We start from the raw sequence: 308 nt of genomic DNA, 5'->3' as shown, positions 1-308 counted from the left end.
CTGCCGCTCTCATTCCTGCTGCCCGCCTGGGACGGTGGCTATGCCACGCTGCTGGCCAAGTTCACTGTCATGGCTCTTATCAACGCGATGATTCTGCCTGTAGGATATGTGATGATGCGTAATTTACTGGCCCGCACGGAGGGTTGGGCAGCGGTAGGGATTTGGCAGGGCGTCAGCAGTATTTCGGACACCTATTTGCAGTTTATCACTGCCTCGTTTACCGTTTATTTATTGCCCACGCTATCGCGGTTAAAAGATAAGCGGTTGATGGCGCGGGAAATCGCGTGCGCGCTGCGCTTTATGCTGCC

1 pseudogene is annotated in these 308 nt (G+C 54.9%); it reads left to right on the top strand.

The window, feature by feature from the left end:
• Window positions 1–308, top strand: a pseudogene (locus BG74_RS17655) (lipid III flippase WzxE); the annotation flags it as partial.

Origin of the sequence: Sodalis-like endosymbiont of Proechinophthirus fluctus, from assembly GCF_001602625.1 — a bacterium.
In the GTDB taxonomy this organism is placed as follows: domain Bacteria; phylum Pseudomonadota; class Gammaproteobacteria; order Enterobacterales; family Enterobacteriaceae.
This window is presented reverse-complemented; position numbering and strand designations above follow the sequence as displayed.